A 16,818-nucleotide genomic window follows, 5' to 3' on the forward strand; every position below is an offset into this window, starting at 1 on the left:
CAGAGATTTTGACAACTTGTGCAAAGATTTTTGCTAAGCCCTGCCGTCAAAAATCCTTGTACAAGTTGGCCGATTTTTTCCGCTATCTCCTGACGGGCGGGCTTCGTATCGTGCTCTCATCGCACACTGACAGGAACAGCCTGATGAACCAGCCAAATCCACAAACAGCGCGCAGCGGCGCGTTTTCCCCTTTCGCCTACGGGCTTTTCGCCGTGATCTGGACCGCTTCGGTGCTCGGCAATACCGGTAGCTTTATCCGTGACGTCGCCAGCGCCTGGCTGATTACCGGACTGTCGGATAACCCAACCGCCGTCGCGCTGATGCAAACCGCCGCCACCCTGCCAGTGTTCCTGTTGGCGCTGCCGGCCGGCGTGCTGTCGGATATTGTTGACCGCCGCCGCCTGCTAATTGTGGTGCAGCTGCTGATGGCCAGCGTCAGCGGCACGCTACTGCTGCTGTCGCACAACCACTGGCTCACCGTTGAGTGGCTGATCGGCCTGACTTTTGTCGGCGGCGTCGGCGCGGCGCTGTTCGGTCCGGCATGGCAGGCCATCGTGCCGGAACTGGTACCCCGCCATGAGCTGAAAAATGCCGTCGCGCTCAACTCGCTGGGCATCAATATCGCCCGGGCGATTGGACCGGCTACCGGCGGCCTGCTGCTGGCAAGTTTAGGTGCTATGGCCGCTTACGGTGCCGATGTCGCCAGTTATTTTTTTGTCATCGCCGCGCTGCTGTGGTGGAAACGTCCGGCGAAAGCCGCTACCGCGCTGAATGAGCACTTCTTTGGTGCTTTCCGCGCCGGGCTGCGCTATGTGAAGGCCAGCCGCGAACTGCACCGCGTACTGTTGCGTGCCGCGCTGTATTTTGCCTTTGCCAGTGCCATCTGGGCGCTGCTGCCGCTGGTGGCGCGCACCATGCTGCACGGCACCGCAGGCTTTTACGGCTTGCTGCTCGGGGCCGTCGGTGCCGGTGCTATTGCCGGCGCGCTGCTGCTGCCGCGCCTGCGTGCCCGGCTGAGCCATGATGGACTGATGCTGCTCTCCGCCGTGCTCAGCGCGCTGGTCATGGTGGCGCTGGCGCTCAGTCCGCCGCAATGGCTGGCGCTGCTGCTGATGCTGGTCCTGGGCACCGGCTGGATCATCGCGCTGACGACCCTCAACGGCGTGGCGCAGGCGGTACTGCCCGACTGGGTACGCGGGCGCGGGCTGGCGGTCTATCTGATGGTGTTCAACGGCACGCTGGCGGGCGGCAGTCTGGCCTGGGGGCTGATCGCCCAGCACATGGGCCTGGCACCAACGCTGATGCTGGCCGGCGCGGCGCTGCTCATCACGGCGCTGCTGGCAAAACGGCTGGCGCTGCCGGCGGGCGAAGCGGATCTGCAGCCAGCGCAGCACTGGGCTGAACCAGTGGTGAGCGATGCGGTGGATATCCGCCGTGGCGCCGTACTGATCCAGATTCGCTACCGTGTTCCCCAGGCCGATCGCGCCGCTTTCCAGCACGCCATGCACAAACTGGCGCAGGCGCGACGCCGTGACGGTGCCTATGCGTGGGGATTAATGGAGCAGACCGACGATGCCGGGGCGCTGCTGGAGTGGTTTATGGTGGAGTCATGGCAGGAGCATTTGCGTCAGCACCAGCGCGTCTCGCGCGCCGATGCTGAGTTACAGCAGGCGGTACTGCAGTTCCATCAGGGTGATGAACCCCCGCAGGTCAGCCATCATATTGCGCTGTGATCAGGCTGGCGCGTAGATGTCACTCAGGCCGGGCAGCGTCGGCAGGCGCTCGCGCCACCAGATAGCCGCGTTGCCGCAGGCGCTCTCATTCCACGCCAGATAGGCGATATCGCGCCGGCACTCGCTGTCCAGCTGGCGCGCCACCAGCGCACCGCTCGCCAGGTGCGGGCGCGCCAGGTAAAGCGGCAGATAACCACAGCCGAGCCCGGCAAGATGCGCCTGCAGTTTGGCCGGGAAATCATGCACGCTCAGCGTCTTCTGCTCATCCAGCACGCGTAAATCCATCCCGGCACCGTGGCGGGATGAATCATGCACCGTGACCGCGCGATACTGGCGAATCTGTTCGCGCAGCAGCGGTTCGGGCTCCGCCGCCAGCGGATGGTCAGGAGCGACAGCGAACACATACTCCAGCCAGCCCAGCGGCTGGCAGACAATCTCTTTGCGCGTGGCGGGTTCCTGGACCGCGCCAAAGACAATGTCCGCTTCGCCGTAGTGCAGCGCTTCCCAGCAGCCGGCCAGCACGTCCTGACGGAACTGCAGCTGGGTGTGCGGGTGCTGCTGATAAAATTCGTCAATCAGCGGCGTGAGGATGCTAAACGGCAGCGAAGCATCCACGCTGATGGTCAGCAGACTCTCCCAGCCGCTCTCCACGTAGCGCGCCTGCTGCTCCAGCTCGTTCACCGCACGCAGCAGCGTCCGCCCTTTTTCCAGCATCAGACGGCCGGTCGGCGTGAACGTGGCGCGATGGCCGGAGCGGTCGAGCAGCGTGATTTTTAAATCGCTCTCCATCTTCTGCACGGTATAGCTCAACGCCGACGCGGTTTTGAACAGTCGCGCGGCCGCAGCGGCAAAGGTGCCATGACGATCGAGCGCATCCAGAATCAGCAGCGCCTCCAGATTTAAACGCATTCCCTACCCTCCGTAAAAAAAAGTTGAACGACAACGTAAAAACAATCCGTTATCAATAACTGCTGTCATTTCGTATTTTTTTCCTCATCGGCGCAAGCATTTTTAACCGCGCATTAACACGGTGGCTGAGGGCCGCTACGCTTAATTTAACGGAGAGAACAGAATGACGACCGCATCCCTGATTTTTACCAACGGTAAGTTTCACACCGTCGACCGCGCAAACCCGCTGGCCACCGCCGTAGCCATCAAAGACGGCAAGTTCCTCGCCGTAGGTAGCGAAGCGGACGTCATGCGCTTTGCCGGCAGCGACACGCAAATCATCGACGCCAAAGGGCACACCGGCATTCCCGGCCTGAACGACTCCCACCTGCATCTGATTCGCGGTGGCCTCAACTACAACCTTGAGCTGCGCTGGGAAGGCGTGCCGTCGCTGGCCGATGCGCTGCGTATGCTGCGCGAACAGGCCCTGCGTACGCCGTCACCGCAGTGGGTACGCGTGGTCGGGGGCTGGAGCGAATTCCAGTTTGCTGAGCGCCGCATGCCGACGCTGGACGAAATCAATGCCGCCGCGCCCGATACGCCGGTCTTCATTCTGCATCTGTATGACCGCGCGCTGCTCAATCGCGCCGCGCTGAAAGTGGTGGGCTACACCAAAGAGACCCCCAACCCGCCGGGCGGCGAAATCCAGCGCGACAGTAATGGCAATCCGACCGGCATGCTGATCGCCCGTCCTAACGCCATGCTGCTGTACGCCACGCTGGCGAAAGGGCCCAAACTGCCGCTGGAACAGCAGGTTAACTCGACGCGTCAGTTTATGCGCGAGCTGAACCGCCTCGGTCTGACCAGCGCCATTGACGCCGGCGGCGGCTTCCAGAATTACCCGGACGATTACGACGTGATCGCCGAACTGCACGCGAAAAAGCAGCTGACGGTACGCATCGCCTATAACCTGTTCACCCAGCGTCCCGGCCACGAGCTGGAAGACTTTGAGAAGTGGACCGATATGCTGAAGCCGGGCCAGGGCACCAACTTCCTGCGCCACAACGGTGCCGGTGAAATGCTGGTGTTCTCGGCGGCGGACTTCGAAGATTTCCTCGAACCGCGCCCGGATCTGGCACCCGGCATGGAAGATGAGCTGGAGCGTGTGGTGCGCCACCTGGTGGAGCATCGCTGGCCGTTCCGCCTGCACGCCACCTATAACGAATCAATCAGCCGCATGCTGGATGTGTTTGAGAAGGTGAATTGCGACATTCCGTTCAATGGCCTGCACTGGTTCTTTGACCATGCGGAAACCATCACTGAAGCCAATATTGAGCGGGTAAAAGCTCTCGGCGGCGGGCTGGCGGTGCAGCATCGCATGGCTTTCCAGGGTGAATACTTTGTCGATCGCTACGGTAAAGAGGCCGCGAAGCAGACGCCGCCGGTGGCGCGCATGCTGGAGGCCGGCGTGCCGGTGGGCCTCGGTACCGATGCCACCCGCGTCGCCAGCTATAACCCGTGGACCGCACTGTACTGGCTGGTTTCAGGCCGTACCGTCGGCGGGATGCAGCTGTACGATGACAACGCACGCATCGACCGTGAAACCGCACTGATGCTGTGGACCAAAGGCAGTGCCTGGTTCTCCAGCGAGCAGAGCGCCAAAGGTGAGATCAAAGTCGGCCAGCTGGCGGATCTGGTGCTGTTATCGAAAGATTTCTTTAGCGTGCCGGAAGAGGAGATCAAAGGCATTGAATCGGTGCTGACGCTGGTGGATGGCAATGTGGTGTATGCCGCCGGCAGCTTCACGCCACTGGCACCGCCGCCGGTACCGGTGTTGCCGGAGTGGTCGCCGGTGGTTACCGTGCCTGGTCACTACCGCAGCGCCCCGCCGCAGACCAGCGGCCGCGCCGCGCGGATGCCGCAGGTACACCAGTGCAGCGGCCCCTGTGGCGTGCACAGCCACGCTCATGATGTCGCGCGCCAGTCATCGGTGCCGGTGTCAGACAATAACGCGTTCTGGGGTGCGCTGGGCTGTTCCTGTTTTGCGTTTTAAGTGATAAAAGGGTGCGGGCGCTGGCCCTCACCCCACCGATATATTGCCTGCCAGGCCAAAGCCCTGCTTACCGTTCTTCTTAATCTGGTACATCGCGCCATCCGCCCTGGTCAGCGCGTCGTCGAAGCTGTCGCGCCGGTGTACCGGGGCGATACCGATCGAAGCACCAATCCGCGCATGACCATTGTCGACGTCAAACGGCGTCAGCGCCGCATCCAGCACCGCCTGCGCCAGAATGCGCACCTTCGGGTAATCAATCAAAAACGGCAGCAGCAGCACGAACTCATCGCCGCCAAGCCGCCCGACGATGGCCTCTGACGGCAGCAAATCGCGGATGCGCTGGCTGAGCTGAATCAGCACCTCGTCACCGCTGCGATGGCCGAGCGTGTCATTGACGTGCTTGAAGTTGTCGAGGTCGATAAACGCCACGCACAGCGGCCCGGCGCGTTGCAGCTGGCTAAAATGCGCCTGCAGCGCGTGGCGGTTGGGCAACGCGGTTAACGGGTCGTGATGCGCCAGCAGGGAGAGCTGGGCTTCGTAATTCTTCTCTTTGGTCATGTCGATGTGGGTGCCGGTCACTTTGAGCGGATTCCCCTGCTCATCCCACTCGCTGACGCGGCCGCGATCCAGCACCCAGGTGATTTTGCCGTTCTTGCCGATCATACGGTGCAGCGCCTCGTAATAGGGCGCGCGTCCTTCAATATGATCGTAAAAGGCGCGCAGCACCTCATCGGCATCTTCCGGATGCAGGCACTCGCGCCAGGCATCAAAGCGCGCTTTGGTCTCTTTCGCCTGAAAGCCGAGCATCGCGCCCCAGCGCCGGTTAAAAATCACCAGCTTGCCGCTGGGAATATCCAGTTGCCACAGGCACAAGCCGGTGCCGTCCAGCGCCGCGTTCAGCTTATTACGCGCGTCGTGCGCCAGGCGCTTGAGGCGCGCATTGTGCTTTTTCAGGTTCTGAATCTGCTGGCGCAGCGCTTCTTCGGACATAGTTGATCGCTGGAGAGAAAATAAGGGCTATTTTGCCTGCACGATAGATTCTGTAAATAAAACAAATGAAAAGGCGATTAGCGTCGGAAAATTGCGCCGGGTTCAGCAGGAATGGCGAAGCAACGCGGTAATTTCAGCAAACAAAACTTACACTTACTAAAAATAGCAGCGCGCTTCGCTTCGGTGCGCCGGCGGAACCTGGCTTTCACCAGGAATTTTCTCTCCTGTTTTTAAGAAATTTCTTAAGCGCGATTTAAGTCCACTTGTATTAAGTCGCTGTTGAAGGATGCCTGACGCGCAACGTGCCGTCAGAGAAGAAGCGCAGTCATGGTGGCGGCGCGCGCAACCGGTCCAGCGAGTGAAATCATCCGTGAGTAAACGCATCCTCAGCCTCCTTCTGTTACTGGGCTTTTGCCTGTCTGCCTGGGGTGCAACCACGTTAAATTTCTCGCCGCGCTATGGTCTGGTAGCACCGGAAGTCACGCTGTCGCCGCAGAGCCAGCAGTGGCTGAAACAGCACTCTGTACTGCGCGTCGGCGTGTGGAACAATCCGCTGCCGCCCTATTCCGTGTCGTTTGAAGCCAATACCTACGAAGGACTCTCGGCCGATTATCTGGCCATTGTGGCGAAGGCGTTAAATCTGCCGGTGAAAATCAAGGTGTATAAAACCCGGCTGGAGCTGGTGGATGCGCTCAACGACGGTGAAGTCGATCTGATTCCTTACTACACGCTGGCCGCCAATCAGGATACGCATCTGGCGCTAAGCCTGCCGTATTCACTGGCGCGCAGCGTATTAATCAGCAAACGTAACGCGACCTTCGACAGTGAGCTGAAAAATAGCCGCTATCGTCTGCTCTATTACGGTGATGCGGAACTCAAAGCACTGCTGCACAAGCGCTATCCGCGCGCCACGCTGGCGCCGGCCGCGCCGCCGCTGTGGGCCTACACCGACACCGCGTTCAGCGAAAACACCCTGTTCTGGAGCAACAGCGCCACTCAGCGCTTTCTTTCGCATCGCGGCCTGCAGAATGTGATTGAAGCGCACAGCACGCCGTACACCAACGATGTCGACGCGCGCTTTGCCAGCAACAGTGCCAATCTGCCGCTGATCGCAGCCATTGATGAAATCCTGAAAAACATTCCGCTGCGCAACGCGGTACAGATTGCGGAAGCCTGGAGCCTGGATTATCAGTCGGTGGTTAAGAACCATCCGCTGGATCTCAGCGACAAAGAGGCCGCGTGGCTGGCAGAACACCGCGAGATCACCGTTAACTACGATCCTTCGCATACGCCGTTTACCTTTATTGATAACCGGCAGCGCGTGGTCGGCTTGAGCGTGGACCTGCTGAAAATGATTTCCCAGCGCACCGGCATTCGCTTTCGCTACAACCCGATTCAGGGGTTGAGCAACATGCGCGATACGCTCAACCGCCAGCGCGATGCGATTATCGCCGTCAGCGACGCCACCGCGCAGCAGGACGACAAAATCCGCTACACCCGCTCCTACATCTACTCGTCGTGGGTAGTGGTGACGCGCAAAGACAGCCCGTGGAAAAGCTTTGATGAGATGGCGGGCAAGCGCGTCGGAATCTATGAGCGCGCCTACTATCGTTACGATTTACGTGAGCGCTGGCCGGGCATCAACTTTGTCGAAAATGGCGTGTCGATCGATTCGCTCGGTCAGCTACTCGATAAGCAGCTGGATGGCTTTATCGTGCCGTACGAGTCGTCGCTGTTTCTGCTCAACAATCACTTCAATGACAGCTTCAAAGTGGCGTTTGTCGCGCCGCTGCCGATGTTCCGCATGGCGATGGCGGTCAATGGGCAGGATCAGGTGCTGCTGTCGATCCTTAACAAAGCGCTGTCCGATATTCCGCAGCCGACCATGCAGTCGCTGATGGAGCGCTGGATCAAATACACGCCGCCCGCCACCAGCACCTCGTGGCAAAGCTATCGCAGCTATATATTGCGCATCGTCGCCGTGGCCGGGCTGGGCCTGCTGTTTTTCCTGTGGCGTAACCATCTGCTGAAAGCCTCGCTGGCCAAACAGCGCGAGCACGAGCGTGAAATCAGCGAGCAGCTGGCGCATATCGAAGCGCTGATGGCCGACCTGCGCAAAGCCAACGAAGTCGCGGTGCGCGCCAGCGAAGCGAAAAGCACCTTCCTGTCGCACATGAGTCATGAAATCCGCACACCGCTGGCGGCGCTGATTGGCCTGCTGGAAATTGAGCATCTCGGCCAGAGTAATGAACAGCAGCGGCAGAAGAACATTGATGTCGCCTGGGAGTCGTCGCGTTCGCTGCTGTCGCTGGTGGGCGATATTCTCGACCTGGCCAAAATCGAATCCGGGCATTTCAGCGTGCAGCTGCAGCCGATGTCGCTCAGTGAAGTGGTGCGGGATTGCGAAGCGCTGTTCCGCCAGGTGGCGTTCAACAAAGGGCTGGCGCTGAATATCGTGCTGGAGCTGGAGCAGGACCAGGTGCTGTTTGACCCGGTGGCGCTGAAGCAAATTCTCTCCAATCTGGTGAGCAACGCCATCAAGTTTACCTCGCACGGCGAAGTGGAAGTGGCGCTGTATCAGGCAGAGAGCACGCGGCCGGAGTATGTGCTGGAGGTGAGCGACAGCGGAGTTGGCCTGACGGCAGAGCAGCAGCAGGCGATCTTCGAGCCGTTCATTCAGGTCGATCAGGGCAGCAACCGCGCCAGCGGCACCGGGTTAGGCCTGAATATCTGCCGCCGGCTGGCGGTGATGCTCGGCACCGAGCTGCACGTCGAGAGTGAACCGGGTAACGGCAGCGTGTTTATGCTGCGCTTCCGCGCGGAAGCGGCGAGCATTGAACATGAGCAGCCCGCCCTGCCACAGCCGGTGGAGCCAGCAAAACAGGCTGCACTGCGCATTCTGATTGTCGATGACAACGCCACCAACCGCCTGCTGCTGGCCCAGCAGCTGCGCTACGCCGGGCACCATGTACTGGTGGCGGACGGTGGTGCGGCGGCACTGGCGCTGTGGCGCGAAAATCAGCCGGACCGCGTAATTACCGACTGCAACATGCCGGAGATGGACGGCTTCGAATTCACCCGCCAGCTGCGCGCCGAAGAGAAGCGCCTGGTGCGACGCGCGGTACCGGTTTACGGCCTGACGGCGATGGCGGAAGAGCGCGTGGCGCAGCTGGCGCAGGACGCCGGCATGAACGGTTGTCTGTTTAAACCGCTGGAGCGCGCGCAGCTGCTGCAGGTGATCACCGGCGCACCGATGAACCCGACGCGCGACGATACCCTGCTGACGCTGGAAAATCTGGCGGCAAACAACCCGCAGGCGTGGCGCGACCTGGTGACCACCGCGCGCCAGCAGAACAGTTACGATCTCGCCCAGCTGACGCAGGCGGTGGCTGCGAACAATTTTGCTTCGGCGCGTCACGCCGCGCATCAGCTACTCGGCAGTGCCCGAATGCTGCGCGCCGACGCGCTGCAACATCGCTGCCGCGCCGCCGAACAGGCCGCGGAGCATCAAGATAGTGCGCTATTACAGCAGCTGCTGCCGGAGGTCGCCGGGGCGGTGGCCGAGCTGGATGCGCTGTTCCTGCGTGCCCTGGAAACGCCCATTCCTGAAGAGGTGATTTAATGAAAGAGAGCGCAATCTGGCAGATTGCCGTGCTGGACGATCATCCGCTGATCGGTAAAGCCATGCAGTACCGTTTAGCGCAGGAGCCGCAGCTCGATCTGGCCGGGGCCTTTGCCCAGCGCCAGCAGCTGATGACCTTCCTGCAGCGCCAGCCGATCGATATCCTGGTGCTGGATTACATGCTGGGTGAAGACCAGCTCGATGGGCTGCAAATGGTAAAACAGCTGCGCCTGCACTACCCGCAGCTGAAGATTCTGGTGTCGTCCGCGGTGGAGAAGCCGGCGATTGTTCAGCTATTGCTGAAAGCCGGTGTGCAGGGATTTGTCGGTAAAAGCCACGATCAGGAGGTGCTAATCGACGCCATTCATCAGATCTGTCGCGGCAAGCGTTTCCTGACGCCGGACATGATGCTGGAGCTGGATAAATTCCAGGAGAGCGACCGTGAAATGCACGACTACCTGACGCCGCGCCAGGTGGGCGACGACATTACCCTGATGCTGCGCGAGCTGAGTCCGCGCGAAATCGAGGTGATTCGCTGCTATCTGGATGGGTTGAGCATTACGCAGATCGCCGGTAAATACGCGCGCAGCCGCAAAACCATCAGCGGTCAGAAGCAGACCGCGCTGCGCAAACTGGGGCTGCGCTCGGATCTCGAACTGTTTAAGTACAAGCAGTATTTCACCGAGCTGGTGACCACCCAGTAAGCGACTGCGCTGCGGATAAAACCGGTTCTGTGACGCGGATCATGGCTTAATCGCCGCACAATGCTGCCCTCATGAATTCTAGTATGGTAGTTTAGCCATTATCATACAGACACGATGACGGTGGATGACATAATGCAGCTGACAATGCGGTGGTTTGGGCCGAAGGAAGACAAGGTTTCGCTGGAATATATTCGCCAGGTGCCGGGCGTACGCGGCGTGGTGGGCGCACTTTATGATGTGCCGGTGGGCGAAACCTGGCCGCAGGAGAAGATCCAGGCGCTGGTCGATCAGGTGCACGCAGCCGGACTGACAGTTGAAGTGATTGAGAGTGTTAATATTCACGACGACATCAAGATCGGCCTGCCGAGCCGCGATCGCTACATCGCTAATTATCAGCAAAGCATCCGCAACCTGGCGGCCGCCGGGGTAAAAGTGATCTGCTACAACTTCATGCCGGTGTTTGACTGGATGAAGACGGATATGAATTATGTGCTGCCGGATGGCTCCATCACCATGGCCTTCGAGAAACAGGGCATCGATAAAAGCCTCGACGAGGTGGTGAAAGAGGTGCTGGGCAGCGCCAACGGCTTCGCGCTGCCGGGCTGGGAGCCGGAACGGCTGGCAAAAGTTCAGGAACTGTTTGCCAAATATCAGGACGTTGATGACGCGAAGCTGCGTGAAAACCTCGCCTATTTCCTCAAAGCGGTGATCCCGGTGTGCGAAGAGGTGGGCGTGAAGATGGCAATCCACCCGGACGATCCGCCGTATTCGATCTTCGGTCTGCCGCGCGTGGTGAAGAACCGCGACGATCTTGACTGGATCTGTAACGTCGTCGATTCTGAAGCCAACGGCATCACGCTGTGCACCGGATCGATTGCCGAGGATCCGCAGAACGATGTCTATGCCATTCTGGCCGAATTCTCGCGCCGCAAACGCATCCCGTTTGCCCACGTGCGCAACATCAAGATCATCCGCGATAAAGATTTCTACGAGTGCGCGCATCCGACGGAATATGGCTCGCTGGATATGTATAAAGTGCTGCAGTCGATGTATGACAACGGCTTTGACGGCTATATCCGTTCGGATCACGGCCGCTTTATCTGGGGTGAAACCGGACGCCCAGGCTACGGTTTGTACGACCGCGCGCTGGGCACCACTTATCTGCTGGGCCTGTGGGAAGCGCTGAGTAAACGTTAATGGGCTACGATCTGGCGCTCACCCTTGCGGCTTTTTCAGTAACGGCACCAGCAGCGCCGCGACGAAAAATCCTGTCATGATCAGCCAGAACGCGTCGGAAAAAGCCTGGGTGCGCGCTTCACGCAGCGTCAGCGCCGCCAGCGACTGCAGCGCGGCCGTATGCGCGGCATCCGGGCTCAGGCCGCTGGTCATCAGCGCCTGAGCGCGCCCCTGCAGAAAATCACCCAGCGTCAGGCTGGCGCTGTTGAGATGATCCGCCAGCCGGCTAAAGTGCAGGTTGGTGCGGTCGTTGAGCACCGTACCGCACAGGGCAATACCAATCGCACCGCCAAGGTTGCGCATCAGATTAAACAGACCAGACGCGAGCTTCAGGCGTGCCGGTGGCAAGCTGCCCAGCGTCAGGGTTACCGTCGGTGCCACGGCAAACTGCTGCGCCATACCGCGAAATGCCTGCGGAAACAGCAGCTCCTTCGCCCCCCAGTCATGGGTAATCGGCACGAAGAAATGCATCGACAGCGCAAAACAGATCAGCCCCGCCGCCAGCAAAATACGCAGATCGACGCGGTTCGCCAGCCAGGCATACAGCGGGATCGACAGAATCTGAAACACCCCGGTGGAGAAGATCGCCAGTCCAGTCTCCAGTGCGCTGAAGCCGCGCACCTGGCTGAGAAACAGTGGCGTAAGGTAAATGGTGGCGAAGATCCCTACGCCCGCCATAAACGAGAAGTAGCAGCCGAGGCTAAAGTCGCGGTCCCTGAGCGCGCGTAAATCGACGATCGGTTTGGCATGCCGCAGCGTGCGGATCACAAACAACACGCCCGCCGCCAGCGCAATCCAGCCGGTGGTGGCAATGGTGTCATCATCAAACCAGCCCCAGCGCGGCCCCTCTTCCAGCGTATATTCCAGACAGCCGAGCGCCAGCGCCAGCAGCACGATGCTGAGATAATCCGCGCCGCGCAGCAGTTCACGGTTGGGCGCGTCGATGTTCACCAGCAGCGGAACCGCAATGGTGATGTAAATACCGGGAATGATGTTGATGAAAAACAGCCAGTGCCAGCTGAAGTTATCGGTGATCCAGCCGCCAACGGTCGGGCCAAGCGTCGGCGCCAGCGACGCCAGCGCGCCGACGGTCGCGGCAGCAATCACCCGCTGCCGGCCCTGGAAAAAGGCGAAGGCGGTAGTGAACACCAGCGGGATCATCGAGCCGCCAGCCAGCCCCTGCAGCGCACGGAACGCGATCATGCTCTGAATGTTCCACGCCCAGCCGCACAGCAGGCTCATCAGCGTAAAGCCGCAGGCCGAAGCGGCGAACAGCCAGCGCGTAGACAGCACGCTGGCCAGCCAGCCGGAGAGCGGAATAATGATGATTTCGGCGATCAGGTAGCTGGTCTGCACCCAAACGGTTTCATCATCGCCCGCCGACAGGCCACCACCAATGTCGCGCAGCGAAGCTGAGACAATCTGGATATCCAGCAGCGCGATAAACATGCCGATGCACAGGGTGGCAAAGGCGAAGACTTTCCGGCTGACCGGCATCTGCGCGGGCGCGATCGGCGCGGCGACCACGCGGCTCATTGCGCGCTGCGCTCATCGACGGTCACGGTCACCGACAGTCCCGGACGCAACAGCCCGAGCGTGGCCGCATCGCCGTCCAGCGCAATGCGCACCGGCACGCGCTGGACGATTTTAGTGAAGTTACCGGTGGCGTTTTCCGCCGGCAGAATGCTGAAGCGCGAACCGGTGGCCGGCGACAGGCTGGCGACATGCCCGCTGAAGGTGCGGCCTGGCAGCACGTCCGCCACAATCGTTGCCACCTGGCCTGGCCGCATGTGCGCCAGCTGGCTCTCTTTAAAGTTGGCGTCAATCCACAGCCCCTGCGCCGGCACCAGCGACAGCAGCTGCGTGCCGCTGCTGACATACGAACCAGCCCAGGCACGGCGATTGCCGATTACGCCATCAAACGGCGCGCGGATAGCGGTGTATTCCAGATTGAGCTGTGCCAGCGCCAGGTCGGCCTGCGCCTGTGCCAGCGCGGCGTGCGTCTGCTGCTCGCGTGCATCCAGCACCTGCAGCTGACGTTCGGCGACCGCGCGATCGGCACGGGTTTTGCCCTCCTGCGCCAGCGCCTGATGGTAATCGGCCTGCGCATGATCGCGAATCTGCTGCGACACCGCAGCGCTGCTCACCAGCGCGTCATAGCGGCGCTGGTCGGCGGTGGTTTTCTGCGTCACCGCCTGCGCCGCCAGCAGCGCAGCACGCGCGCCGTCGATGGTGGCCAGCTGGAGCTGGCGCGTGGCGGCGATATCCTGCAGCGCCGCCTGCTGCGTGGCGACTTCGCCCGCCGCACGGTCAACCGCCGCCCGATAGTCGCGGTTATCCAGCTGCACCAGCAGGTCGCCCTTTTTAACCGCCGCATTATCCTGCACCGCCAGGGTCTGGACATAGCCGGACACTTTGGCCGAAATCGCACTGATATCTGCGCCGACGTAAGCATCATCGGTCGAAGGCATAAAGCGCGCGCTGTGCCACCAGTAATAGCCATAGCCGGCCAGCGCCACGCCGCCGCAGGCCAGCATCAGCAGCAGTGCCGCTTTTTTCCGCGTCAGGCTCATGGTTCGTTCCCGGCCACCGTCTGCGGGGCGAATTTTTGCGCCGTATCGCCCGCGCGCTTTCTCGCCAGATACTGCTGGCGGTAGTGCATCATCGGGCTGGCCGCCGGGCCAGGCACCATCTGGTATTTGTCACTGGAGAGCGGCTGGCCGGTGGCGCTGTCGACCATTTGCGGCGTCACCGGGCGCTGAGTGGCGCTTTCAACCAGCTGCATCTGCCGCCCTTCCGGTGAAAAGTGGGTGCTGCCCCACTCGGCCAGCGCCAGTATTACCGTACGAAAATCGCGGCCCGCCGCAGTGAGCTGGTACTCGTAGCGTGCCGGAGCGTCGCTGTAACACACCTTTTCCAGCAATCCATCCTCTACCAGCTCTTTCAGCCGGCGCGACAGAATATTGGGTGCCACGCCGCTGCTTTTCTGAAATTCATCAAAGCGGGTAAAGCCGGCCAGCGCATCGCGCATGATCAGCATGCTCCAGCCATCGCCGACGCGTCCAAGGCTGCGTGCGATAGGGCACGGCATATTACACAGAGGTTGGTTTTTCATGGGCCAGTTCCCGATGTGAAGTCGATGCGGGATACTGTGGCAGGGTAACTTTCATTTTGCAAGTCACTTGCAGAATGAAAGTAATAAACAGAACGTCAGCGCGCGTCCTGGCGCAGCCTCACAGCCTGTCGATCAATTCCTGCCGGTGGTCATGCAGCAGACGCAGCATTTCACGCAACAGCGGATCTTCGTTGCCCTTCTGCCACGCAATACTCAGCGGCAAGCCTTTGATCTGCTCCGGTAGCGTCAGCGCGATATAGCGCACGCTGTCGCTGTTCATGGTGCGATAAGAGGCTGGCACCACCGCCAGACCGAGGCCGGCGGACACCAGGCTGAGAATGGTTTGCTTCTCTTCGGCATATTGCGCGATATGCGGCGTCAGGCCGGCCTGCTTAAACAGGCTGATGGTGAGATCGTGGCTGTGCGGCCGGGTGCGGCGGTCGGGAATGATCATGGCTTCATGCTGAAAATCTGCCACCGTCACCTGCGCTTTTTCCGCCAGCGGATGCGTCAGTGGCACTGCCAGCACGCAACTTTCGCGGGTAATAAAACGCAGCGCCAGGGACGCATCCATACGCTGCGGCGCACGGATAATAATCATATCCAGCCAGCCGGATTTTAATTTGGGAATCAGGTTAAGGGTTTTATCTTCGATAATATGGATATCGCTCAGCGGATGACGCGGCACAAATAAATTCAGCAGTGCAGGAACTAAACCGCGCGCGGCGCTATCGATAGCGCCAATGCGTAATGTCCGGCGTTCATCTTTTAATCCGCCTTTAAAACGCAGCGCCAGCGCATCAAACTGATCGATCAGTTTTCCCGCTTCGTCAAAAAACAGGGCTCCCTCGGCGGTTAATGAAACATTGCGCGTTGAGCGGTTTAACAGGCGCACGCCGAGATCCTCTTCCAGCAGGCGAATAAAGCGGGAAAGTGATGCAGGCATCATTTCCATACTTTGTGCCGCCCGACCGAAATGCAGTTCTTTACCCACCGCGACAAAACAACGCAATTGATTTATATCCACATTTCCCTCACCGCACGATTATTCAAATAGTTTATATAATCCACGCCTGATGATCGCGCAATACAAACCTGCATACTGCATTCGACAACCAGAAAATAATACTACCCTACACAATCTGGAGCACTTTAATATGAACTCTCACCTCGAAAAAAGGGTGATGCGTAAAGTGACGTTGCGCATTGTGCCCTTCATCATGCTGCTTTATTTCATCGCATTTCTCGATCGCGTCAATATTGGTTTTGCCGCGTTAACCATGAATCAGGATTTAGGTTTCTCGCCCACGGTATTTGGTTTTGGCGCCGGGATCTTTTTCCTCGGCTATTTTCTGTTTGAAGTCCCGTCGAATTTAATTTTGCACAAAGTGGGCGCACGCATCTGGATCGCCCGCGTGATGATCAGCTGGGGATTGGTCTCCGGCTGCATGGCGCTGGTGCAGGGCACCACCAGCTTCTACCTCCTGCGCTTTCTGCTCGGCGTGGCGGAAGCCGGTTTCTTCCCTGGCATCATTCTCTACCTCAGCTACTGGTTCCCGGCGGCGAAGCGCGCGCAGGTTACCGCCATCTTCATGGCTGCAGCCCCGCTCTCTACCGCGCTCGGCTCGCCGGTCTCTGCCGCGCTGCTGGAGATGCACGGTCTGCTGGGCTACGCCGGCTGGCAGTGGATGTTTGTATTAGAAGCGATTCCGGCGTTGCTGCTGGGCATCGTAGTGCTGTTTTTCCTTACCGACCGTCCGGCGCAGGCTAAATGGCTGAACGCAGAAGAGCGGCGCTGGCTGCAGGAGACCATGCAGGCTGAAGAGCAGGCACGGTCGACGCAGCACGGCCACAGCAGCGCCTGGCGCGGGCTGGCGGACAAGCGCGTACTGGCCCTGGCGCTGGTGTACTTCGGCACGTCGGCCGGGCTGTACACGCTGGGGATCTGGTCACCGCAAATTATTCGCAGCTTCGGCGCCTCCTCGCTGGAAATCGGCTTCCTCAATGCTTTCCCGGCGGTGATCGGCGTGATTGGCATGATCCTGTGGGCGCGTCACTCCGATCGTCGCGGCGAGCGCAGCTGGCACGTCATTGGCGCCTGTTTACTGGCTGCCGCCGGGCTGATTTACGCCGGTAACGTCAGCACGCTGCTGGCGGTGATTATTGCGCTGACGCTGGTCACGGTCGGCATCAGCGCCTCCAAACCGCCGCTGTGGAGCATGCCGACGCTGTTTCTCAGCGGGCCGGCCGCGGCCGCCGGCATCGCCACCATTAATTCCATCGGCAATCTCGGCGGTTTTGTCGGCCCGATGATGATTGGCGTGATCCGCCAGCAAACCGGCAGCTACACCTGGGGACTCTATTTCGTCGCCGCGCTGCTGGCGTTGTCCGCGCTCATCGTGCTGATTCTCGCCGCGCACACGCCAAAACCGCAAAGCGCCGATCTGCCTCATCCTCATACCCATTAATTGACTGGA

The 16,818-nt window shown here is 60.2% G+C and carries 12 protein-coding genes; 6 read left to right on the forward strand and 6 right to left on the reverse strand.

Features of this window, described 5'->3' with window-relative positions:
• Positions 1–143 precede the first annotated feature (143 nt).
• A complete protein-coding gene (locus AC6I8P_RS15560; protein WP_411672384.1) occupies positions 144–1,733 on the forward strand; it encodes an MFS transporter in 1,590 nt (529 codons plus the stop codon).
• Here the strand turns inward: AC6I8P_RS15560 and AC6I8P_RS15565 are convergent, their stop codons facing one another.
• Positions 1,734–2,642 (reverse strand): LysR family transcriptional regulator, encoded by a 909-nt coding sequence (locus AC6I8P_RS15565; RefSeq protein ID WP_021507614.1) that lies wholly within the window; start codon positions 2,640–2,642, stop codon positions 1,734–1,736.
• A gap of 163 nt (positions 2,643–2,805) precedes the next feature.
• Between AC6I8P_RS15565 and AC6I8P_RS15570 the strand changes: the two genes are divergently transcribed.
• Positions 2,806–4,674, forward strand: a complete 1,869-nt coding sequence (locus tag AC6I8P_RS15570; RefSeq protein ID WP_498030722.1) for an amidohydrolase — start codon at positions 2,806–2,808, stop codon at positions 4,672–4,674.
• A 27-nt stretch (positions 4,675–4,701) separates the two neighbouring features.
• On the opposite strand, the gene AC6I8P_RS15575 is transcribed toward AC6I8P_RS15570, so the two are convergent.
• Entirely contained in the window at positions 4,702–5,664 is a 963-nt protein-coding gene (locus tag AC6I8P_RS15575; protein ID WP_166719826.1) for a sensor domain-containing diguanylate cyclase, read from the reverse strand.
• Positions 5,665–6,034: 370 nt separating this feature from the next.
• Between AC6I8P_RS15575 and AC6I8P_RS15580 the strand changes: the two genes are divergently transcribed.
• From AC6I8P_RS15580 to uxuA, 3 genes are all read left to right on the forward strand, one after another.
• Positions 6,035–9,286, forward strand: coding sequence for a transporter substrate-binding domain-containing protein (locus AC6I8P_RS15580; protein WP_498030723.1), 3,252 nt, complete (start codon positions 6,035–6,037; stop codon positions 9,284–9,286).
• Entirely contained in the window at positions 9,286–9,990 is a 705-nt protein-coding gene (locus AC6I8P_RS15585; protein ID WP_238561193.1) for a response regulator, read from the forward strand. The genes AC6I8P_RS15580 and AC6I8P_RS15585 overlap by 1 nt, the downstream gene beginning before the upstream one ends.
• Positions 9,991–10,122: 132 nt before the next feature.
• Complete coding sequence (gene uxuA / locus AC6I8P_RS15590) at positions 10,123–11,187, forward strand: mannonate dehydratase (protein WP_031279714.1); 1,065 nt, start codon at positions 10,123–10,125, stop codon at positions 11,185–11,187.
• An 18-nt stretch (positions 11,188–11,205) separates the two neighbouring features.
• On the opposite strand, the gene AC6I8P_RS15595 is transcribed toward uxuA, so the two are convergent.
• The 4 genes from AC6I8P_RS15595 to AC6I8P_RS15610 all read right to left on the reverse strand — a co-directional run bounded on the left by AC6I8P_RS15595 (position 11,206) and on the right by AC6I8P_RS15610 (position 15,368).
• Positions 11,206–12,762: a DHA2 family efflux MFS transporter permease subunit gene (locus tag AC6I8P_RS15595; protein ID WP_264240875.1), complete on the reverse strand. Its 1,557-nt coding sequence runs from the start codon at positions 12,760–12,762 to the stop codon at positions 11,206–11,208.
• On the reverse strand, positions 12,759–13,799 hold the full coding sequence (locus AC6I8P_RS15600) for an HlyD family secretion protein (RefSeq protein ID WP_498030724.1): 1,041 nt from the start codon (positions 13,797–13,799) through the stop codon (positions 12,759–12,761). Before AC6I8P_RS15600 ends, AC6I8P_RS15595 begins: the two co-directional genes overlap by 4 nt.
• Complete coding sequence (locus tag AC6I8P_RS15605) at positions 13,796–14,341, reverse strand: winged helix-turn-helix transcriptional regulator (protein ID WP_058780409.1); 546 nt, start codon at positions 14,339–14,341, stop codon at positions 13,796–13,798. Before AC6I8P_RS15605 ends, AC6I8P_RS15600 begins: the two co-directional genes overlap by 4 nt.
• A 118-nt stretch (positions 14,342–14,459) precedes the next feature.
• The gene (locus AC6I8P_RS15610) at positions 14,460–15,368 is read right to left on the reverse strand and encodes a LysR family transcriptional regulator (protein WP_125311508.1); all 909 of its coding nucleotides are present in this window, start codon (positions 15,366–15,368) and stop codon (positions 14,460–14,462) included.
• Positions 15,369–15,498: 130 nt separating this feature from the next.
• Here AC6I8P_RS15610 and AC6I8P_RS15615 point away from each other — a divergent pair, with 130 nt between their 5' ends.
• The gene (locus AC6I8P_RS15615) at positions 15,499–16,809 is read left to right on the forward strand and encodes an MFS transporter (RefSeq protein WP_222951302.1); all 1,311 of its coding nucleotides are present in this window, start codon (positions 15,499–15,501) and stop codon (positions 16,807–16,809) included.
• Positions 16,810–16,818: the final 9 nt, after the last annotated feature.

It is taken from the genome of gamma proteobacterium symbiont of Lampromicra miyakona, from assembly GCF_059730895.1.

What these genes read in the sequence shown, in the direction of transcription:
- AC6I8P_RS15560 (WP_411672384.1), top strand. Translation starts at nt 144, where the DNA reads ATGAACCAGCCAAATCCACAAACAGCGCGCAGCGGCGCGTTTTCCCCT.
- AC6I8P_RS15565 (WP_021507614.1), bottom strand. Translation starts at nt 2,642, where the DNA reads ATGCGTTTAAATCTGGAGGCGCTGCTGATTCTGGATGCGCTCGATCGT.
- AC6I8P_RS15570 (WP_498030722.1), top strand. Translation starts at nt 2,806, where the DNA reads ATGACGACCGCATCCCTGATTTTTACCAACGGTAAGTTTCACACCGTC.
- AC6I8P_RS15575 (WP_166719826.1), bottom strand. Translation starts at nt 5,664, where the DNA reads ATGTCCGAAGAAGCGCTGCGCCAGCAGATTCAGAACCTGAAAAAGCAC.
- AC6I8P_RS15585 (WP_238561193.1), top strand. Translation starts at nt 9,286, where the DNA reads ATGAAAGAGAGCGCAATCTGGCAGATTGCCGTGCTGGACGATCATCCG.
- uxuA (WP_031279714.1), top strand. Translation starts at nt 10,123, where the DNA reads ATGCAGCTGACAATGCGGTGGTTTGGGCCGAAGGAAGACAAGGTTTCG.
- AC6I8P_RS15595 (WP_264240875.1), bottom strand. Translation starts at nt 12,762, where the DNA reads ATGAGCCGCGTGGTCGCCGCGCCGATCGCGCCCGCGCAGATGCCGGTC.
- AC6I8P_RS15600 (WP_498030724.1), bottom strand. Translation starts at nt 13,799, where the DNA reads ATGAGCCTGACGCGGAAAAAAGCGGCACTGCTGCTGATGCTGGCCTGC.
- AC6I8P_RS15605 (WP_058780409.1), bottom strand. Translation starts at nt 14,341, where the DNA reads ATGAAAAACCAACCTCTGTGTAATATGCCGTGCCCTATCGCACGCAGC.
- AC6I8P_RS15615 (WP_222951302.1), top strand. Translation starts at nt 15,499, where the DNA reads ATGAACTCTCACCTCGAAAAAAGGGTGATGCGTAAAGTGACGTTGCGC.